The organism is Shinella pollutisoli, from assembly GCF_024609765.1.
Taxonomy (GTDB): domain Bacteria; phylum Pseudomonadota; class Alphaproteobacteria; order Rhizobiales; family Rhizobiaceae; genus Shinella; species Shinella pollutisoli.
In genome coordinates, this window is record NZ_JANFDG010000047.1 from 20,984 (window position 1) to 27,665 (window position 6,682).

6 protein-coding genes are annotated in these 6,682 nt (G+C 67.9%); 3 read left to right on the top strand and 3 right to left on the bottom strand.

Annotated elements, in window-relative coordinates:
* Positions 1-4 precede the first annotated feature (4 nt).
* The 3 genes from NNZ72_RS24490 to NNZ72_RS24500 are packed head-to-tail and all read right to left on the bottom strand — an operon-like array spanning position 5 to position 3,175.
* Positions 5-1,477, bottom strand: a complete 1,473-nt coding sequence (locus tag NNZ72_RS24490; RefSeq protein WP_257318295.1) for an aldehyde dehydrogenase — start codon at positions 1,475-1,477, stop codon at positions 5-7.
* A gap of 23 nt (positions 1,478-1,500) precedes the next feature.
* Entirely contained in the window at positions 1,501-2,289 is a 789-nt protein-coding gene (locus NNZ72_RS24495; RefSeq protein ID WP_257318296.1) for an amino acid ABC transporter ATP-binding protein, read from the bottom strand.
* A 1-nt stretch (position 2,290) separates the two neighbouring features.
* Positions 2,291-3,175 carry an amino acid ABC transporter permease gene (locus NNZ72_RS24500; RefSeq protein WP_257318300.1) on the bottom strand — a complete coding sequence of 295 codons (885 nt, stop codon included), beginning with the start codon at positions 3,173-3,175 and terminating at the stop codon, positions 2,291-2,293.
* Positions 3,176-3,419: 244 nt separating this feature from the next.
* On the opposite strand from NNZ72_RS24500, the gene NNZ72_RS24505 reads away from it, so the two are divergent.
* The 3 genes from NNZ72_RS24505 to NNZ72_RS24515 are packed head-to-tail and all read left to right on the top strand — an operon-like array spanning position 3,420 to position 6,515.
* On the top strand, positions 3,420-4,529 hold the full coding sequence (locus NNZ72_RS24505; protein WP_257318297.1) for a mandelate racemase/muconate lactonizing enzyme family protein: 1,110 nt from the start codon (positions 3,420-3,422) through the stop codon (positions 4,527-4,529).
* The gene (locus tag NNZ72_RS24510) at positions 4,526-5,587 is read left to right on the top strand and encodes a proline racemase family protein (protein WP_257318298.1); all 1,062 of its coding nucleotides are present in this window, start codon (positions 4,526-4,528) and stop codon (positions 5,585-5,587) included. Before NNZ72_RS24505 ends, NNZ72_RS24510 begins: the two co-directional genes overlap by 4 nt.
* 22 nt (positions 5,588-5,609) lie before the next feature.
* Entirely contained in the window at positions 5,610-6,515 is a 906-nt protein-coding gene (locus NNZ72_RS24515; protein WP_257318299.1) for a dihydrodipicolinate synthase family protein, read from the top strand.
* The last annotated feature ends 167 nt before the right edge of the window (positions 6,516-6,682 follow it).

Here is a 6,682-nt window from a genome sequence, read left to right on the forward strand (position 1 = left end):
AGGGTCAGGACAGGCTGATCCAGATCGTCTTCATCTGCGTGTACTGGTCGAAGGCCTCGAGGCCCTTGTCGTAGCCGCCGAAGCCGGACGTCTTGTAGCCGCCGAAGGGGGTGGTGATGTCGCCTTCCCCGTAGCCGTTCACCGCGACCGTCCCCGCCTGGACCTGCCGGGCCATGCGGACGGCGACGTTGATGTCGTTGGAGAAGACCGTCGCGGCCAGCCCGTAGGCCGAATCGTTGGCGAGCCGCACCGCCTCCGCCTCCGTGTCGAAGGACAGGACGGCGACGACCGGGCCGAAGATCTCGTCGCGGGCGATCGCCATGTGCGGGGCGACGTCGTCGATGATCGTCGGCTCGACGAAGTAGCCGCCGGTCTCCGGCAGCGCCCGGCGGCCGCCGGCGACGATGCGGGCGCCGTCCTTGCGGGCCTGCTCGACGGCGCCGAGGACGCGCGTCAGCGCCGATTCCTCGATCAGCGGGCCGATCTTGCTGTCGCGATCGGTGGGCTGGCCGACCGTCCAAGCGCCGGCCGCCTTGACGAGCGCCTCCACGAAGGCGTCGCGGATCGAGGACTGCACGAGGATGCGCGAGCCGCAGGTGCAGTTCTGCCCGCCGTTCCAGAAGGCCGCACCGGCGAGGTTCTCCGCGATCGCGGGAATCCTGTCGGCGGCGTCCGCCATCACGATCTGCGGGCTCTTGCCGCCGCATTCGAGGACGACCTTCTTCAGGTTGCTGTCGGCGGCGTAGCGCAGGAACTGGCGGCCGATCTCGGTCGAGCCGGTGAAGGTCAGCACGTCGACGTCGGGGTGCAGCCCGAGCGCCTTGCCGGCGACGTGGCCGAGGCCCGGCACGACGTTGAAGACGCCGGCCGGAATGCCCGCCTCGAGCGCGAGCGCGGCGATGCGGATGGTGGAAAGGGAGGCGAGCTCCGCCGGCTTGACGACGATCGAGTTGCCGGCCGCGAGCGCCGGCGAGATCTTCCAGGAAAGCGTCGCCGCCGGGAAGTTCCAGGGCAGGACCATGCCGACCACGCCCGCGGGCTCGCGCACGATCAGCCCCAGGTTGGCCTCGCCGGTCGGCGAGATCTTGCCGAAGACCTTGTCGATCGCCTCCGCGTACCAGCGGATGTTGTTGACGACGTCCGGCAGGTCGAGGTTCTCGCAGTCGCTGAGCGGCTTGCCCGCGTCGATGGAATCGAGGAGCGCAAGCTCGGCGGCGTTCTCCTCGAGAAGGGCGGCGAAGCGCAGCAGGATCCGCTTGCGCTCGCGCGGCTCCAGGCGGCTCCACACGCCGGCCTCGAAGGCCTTGCGGGCGGCCTTGACCGCCTTGTCGACGTCGGCCGGCGAGCAGGCGGCGATCCGGTTGAGCGTCCGGCCGCTGGCGGGATCGATGTTGTCGAACACGGCCGCGTTCTCCGCGTCGACGAACACGCCGTCGATCAGGGCCCGGGTCGGGGTGTTGGGGGGCAGGGAAAGCATGGGCACTCCTTTGATTGTATCTTTCACAGGACCTTCCCGAGGAAGGCCTTCGCGCGCGCGGTCCTGGTGTTGTTGAAGAGCTCGTCGGGGCTCCCCTCCTCGACGACCACCCCGCCGTCCATGAACACGACCTTGTCGCAGACCTCCCGGGCGAAGCCGAGCTCGTGGGTCACGACGACCATCGTCATGCCCTCGGCGGCGAGCCCGCGCATGACGTTGAGGACCTCGCCGACGAGCTCGGGGTCGAGCGCACTGGTGGGCTCGTCGAACAGCATGAGCTTCGGCTTCATGGCGAGCGCCCTGGCGATGGCGACGCGCTGCTGCTGGCCGCCGGAGAGCGTTCTCGGATAGGCGTCCGCCTTGGCGGTGAGGCCGACCTTGGAAAGCAGGTCCATCGCATGCTCGACGGCCTGCTTCCTGTCGATCCGTCTCACGTAGACCGGCGCCTCGATGATGTTCTGGAGCACGGTCATGTGCGGGAACAGGTTGAAGTTCTGGAAGACCATGCCGATGTCGGCCCGCTGGCGCGCCACCTCGGACTTCTTCATCTCGTAGAGCTTGCCGCCCTGCTCGCGGTAGCCGACGAGCTCGCCGCCCACCTCCAGGAAGCCTTTGTCGAGCCGCTCGAGATGGTTCATGCAGCGCAGGAACGTGCTCTTGCCGGAGCCGGATGGGCCGAGGATGCAGCAGACCTTGCCGTACTCGACGGTGAGGTTCACGCCCTTGAGGACCTGCAGGTGCCCGAAGTACTTTTCGACGCCGCGCGCGACCACGGCGAACGCGCCCGCGGGGGAGGGGTGGGATGAGCGCATGTCAGGAGTTTCCCATGGGTGCGAGTTCGTCTTTTTCCTCGTCCTCGCCGCCCGCGCCGGCCGCATTCGCCCGGCGGTCGCTCTTGCCGAAATGCCGCTCGAGGAAATGCTGGCCGATCGACAGGACCGTCGTGAGGACGAGGTACCAGATAGACGCCACGATCAGCAGGGGGATCGTCTGGAAGTTGACCGTGTAGATGAGCTGGGCGGAATAGAGCAGCTCCTGCATCGCGATGACGCTGACGAGCGACGTCGTCTTCAGCATGCCGATCAGCTGGTTTCCCGTGGGCGGGATGATGACGCGCATGGCCTGCGGCAGGATGATGCGGGTCATCACCCGGTGGCCGGGCATGCCGAGGGCCTCGGCGGCCTCGCGCTGGCCGGGCGGGACGGAGTTCAGCCCCGACCGCACGATCTCCGACATGTAGGCGCCCTCGTTCAGCCCGAGGCCGAGAAGCGCCGCCACATAGACGGTGATATAGGTGTTGGCGTCGAAGGAGCCGAGGCTCGGGCCGAAGGGAAAGCCGAGGGTGATCTTCGGATAGAGCGCCGAGAGATTGTACCAGAAAATCAGCTGCACCAGGAGCGGCGTGCCGCGGAACGCCCAGAGATAGCCGGAGGCCACCGCCCCCAGCACCGGGTTCTTCGAGATGCGCATCAGCGCCACGACGGTGCCGAGCACCACGCCGATCGCCATGGCGGCGACGGTGAGCCAGATCGTCATCGCCAGGCCGTCGAGGATCGCGGAGTCGAAGAGGTAGCGATAGACGACCGGCCACTGGAAGCGCGGATTGGTGACCATCGAGGTCAGCAGCCCCGCGAAGAGGAGGGTAAGCAGTGCCGCGAAGATCCAGCGGCCGCGATGCCGCAGGGGCACCACCGGCATATTCGCGAAGTCCCGGCTCGTCTGCCTGAGAGGTTGGTCTGACACGTGTGTTCCCCTGAACGATGGGTTCGATTCGTCTCTATCGGTAATCGATAACCGATTACATAGTGACAACGGTCACCGGACGAGTCAAGACAGGATGCCGTCCCTTTCCCCGCCGGGGAAGACGGTATCGCCGATTGACTCGCGGAATGTGGAATGTAATATATTACCTATCACCAATTACCAAGCAGGTCTCCCTCCCATGAAAATCGCCGCCATCGAAGCCTACGGATATGAACTGACTTACGCCCACGGCGAATATGTCATGTCGAGCGGCCGCGCCGCGCAGAGCCAGGCCTCGACGCTGGTCCGCATTCTGACGGACGACGGGCTGGAGGGCTGGGGCGAGAGCTGCACGCTCGGCGGCACCTATCTGCCGGCCTTCGCGGAAGGCACGCGCGAAGGCGTACGCGTCATGGCGCCGTCGCTGATCGGCCTCGACCCGACCAATCTTTCCCTGATCCACCGGGCGATGGACACCGTGCTTCTCGGCCAGAACAGCTCGAAGAGCGCGATCGACGTCGCCTGCTGGGACATTCTCGGCAAGCGCGCCGGCCTGCCGGTCGCGACCCTCCTCGGCGGGGTGACCCAGCCCGACTTCCCCCTCTACGAGGCCGTGCCGCTCTCCTCGCCTGAGGCGATGGCGGATTTCGTCACCGCGCGCATGGCGCACGGCATCAACCGGTTCCAGGTCAAGGTCGGCAACGACCCTTACGAGGACGCCGCGCGCACCCGCACCGTGGCGGCGGCCTGCCGCGATGACAGCGTCATCGTCGCCGACGCCAACGGCGGCTGGAACCTGCAGGCGGCGATCGTCGCCGTGCGCGAGCTCGCCGGCCTCGACATCTATGTCGAGCAGCCGTGCCGTGACATGGCCGACTGCGTGATCGTGCAGAAGATGAGCACGCTTCCGCTGGTCATGGACGAGGCCGTGGTCAATTCGGCCGAGCTCTACCGCGCGAAATACGAGGCGGGCGCCGGATCGGTGAACATCAAGCTCGCCCGCGTCGGCGGCATCACCGGCGCCCTGTGCATGCGGGGGCAGGCCGAGGACCTCGGGATGACGATGTGCATCGAGGACGTCTGGGGCGGCGACGTGACGACGGCGGCGGTCTCCCACGTGGCGGCGAGCACCCGGCCGGACGCCCTGCTGCACGCCTCCTTCTTCAACGACTGGACCAACGAGCATGTCGCCAGCCGCGCGCCGAGATCGCGCAACGGCCGCGGCCAGGCGCCAGACGCGCCCGGCCTCGGCATCGCCGTCGACGCCGGCTCCCTCGGCCGGCCTCTCTTCGAGGTGACCGGCCGATGAGCGCCGCGCATTCCCTCCCCGCCAGCGCGCTGGAATGGCTCGGCAGCGCCGACAGGCAGGTCGTGCTCGCCGTCGATTCCCATACCGGCGGCAACCCGACGCGCATCGTCCTTTCGGGGATCGATCTGCCGGACGGCGCCCGCACCGTCGATGCCGCGCGCGCCTGGCTGCGCGACCATGCCGATCACTGGCGCAGGCGGCTGGTGCACGAGCCGCGCGGCGGCGGCCTGACCTGCGCGGTCCTGCCGGTCGCGGGCAGGGAAGACGGCTGCGACATCGGCGCCGTCATCCTCGAGCCCGGCTCCTATCCGCCGATGTGCGGCCACTGCATGATCGGCTTCGCCTCCGTCATCATCGAGCTCGACCTGCTTCCCGACCTGTGGCGCGACGATCCGCTCGCCGCCCGGTTCCGCATCAGGACGCCGGCCGGGCCGGTCGGCGTGGTCGCTCGGCGCGACGCCGGAAAGTTCTCCACGGTCACCATCACCAACGTCGAATCCTTCGTCGTCTCCCGCGCGCCCTGCACGGTCGAGGGACGCGCGCTGCCGGTGGAGCTGCTCTACGGCGGGGATTACTACATCTCCGTCGATGCGGGCCGGATCGGCCTGTCGCTCGATCGCGCCAATGCCACCGAGATCGTCCGCCTGGCCCGCCTGCTCCGGGAGGCCTACACCGCCGGGGGCGTGACGGACCCGGTGACGGGCGGCCTCCTCAATGTCTACCAGGTGCTCTTCTACGAATACGATGCCGCCGCACCCGGCCATGCGAAGATCGTCGTCGTCGCGCCGCCCGGCGTGATCGACCGCTCGCCCTGCGGAACGGGGACCAGCGCCTTCTTCGCCAAGCTCGTCACCGAAGGCAGGATCGCGCCGGAGGAGACGCTCACGACGGAAAGCATCATCGGCTCCACCTTCACCGTCACCGCCGGCGGCGTGCGCCGGACGCCGGAGCGCCTCTTCGTCACGCCGGACCTCACGGGACGCGCATATATCAACGGCTTCCTGACCATCGCGGCGGACGCGGACGACGCGCTCGCCGATGGCTTCGCCCCCCTCTAACGACCCAACACGGAGACACGCAATGGCCCTCAAGGGTGTACTTTCCGCAATCGTGACGCCTTTCACCGCCGACGGCGAACGGATCGATGAAGGCGCGCTGCGCCGCCTGGTCGACCAGAACATCGCCGACGGCGTCGACGGCTTCGTTCCCGCCGGCGGCACCGGCGAATTCTCGGTCCTTTCGCATCAGGAACGGCTCCGCCTGGTCGAGATCGTCGTCGAGCAGGCCGCCGGCCGCGCGACCGTGCTCGCCCACACCGGCGCCACCTCCTCGCGCGAGGCGATCGAACTGTCGAGGCACGCCGAGAAGGTCGGCGCGACGGCCATCATGCTGGCGACGCCCTATTACGAGCCGATCGGCTTTGACGAGGCCTATGCCTACTACGCCGCCGTGGCCGACGCGACGAGCCTGCCGATCTGCGCCTACAACTTCCCGCCGGCGACGGGCCTCCATCTCGACGTGGACTTCCTCCTGAAGCTCGCCGCCGGCATCCCGCAGGTGAAATACGTGAAGGATTCCTCGGCGAACATCTCGCAGATGAACACCCTGCTTTCCGAGCATTCGGACAGGATCGGCTTCTTCAACGGCGAGGACGTGCTCATGCTGCCGGCGCTGATGCTGAAGGCGCCCGGGATGGTGATGGGCATCGCCAACTTCATGGCCCCCGCGCTCGCCCGGCTGCAGACGGCGAGCACGGAGGGCGACGACGCGACGGTCGTCTCCATCTGGCGGCAGATCAACCCGGTCATCCGCTTCATCGGCGCCGGCCGCTACAACAGCGGCGTCAAGGCGGCCTGCGAGATCCTGGGGCTGGACGTCGGCCCGGTGCGCGCGCCGATCCCCAACTACACCGCCGCGCAGAAGGAGGCCCTCGCGGCCGTCCTCTCCTCGGTCGACCGGTCCCTGCTCGCGAACGTCGCCCGCTAGGTTCCGCATACCCGACCCGACATGCCGGCCCGCCGAGGATTTCGTGCGGGCCGGTCGCCATCCAAGCCGAAATCGAACGTGCCTTCTTGAAAGGAAGACTATAAATGCCAGCCCAGATCTTCTCCGGCGTCATCCCCGCCCTCATGACCCCGTGCAAGGATGACCGC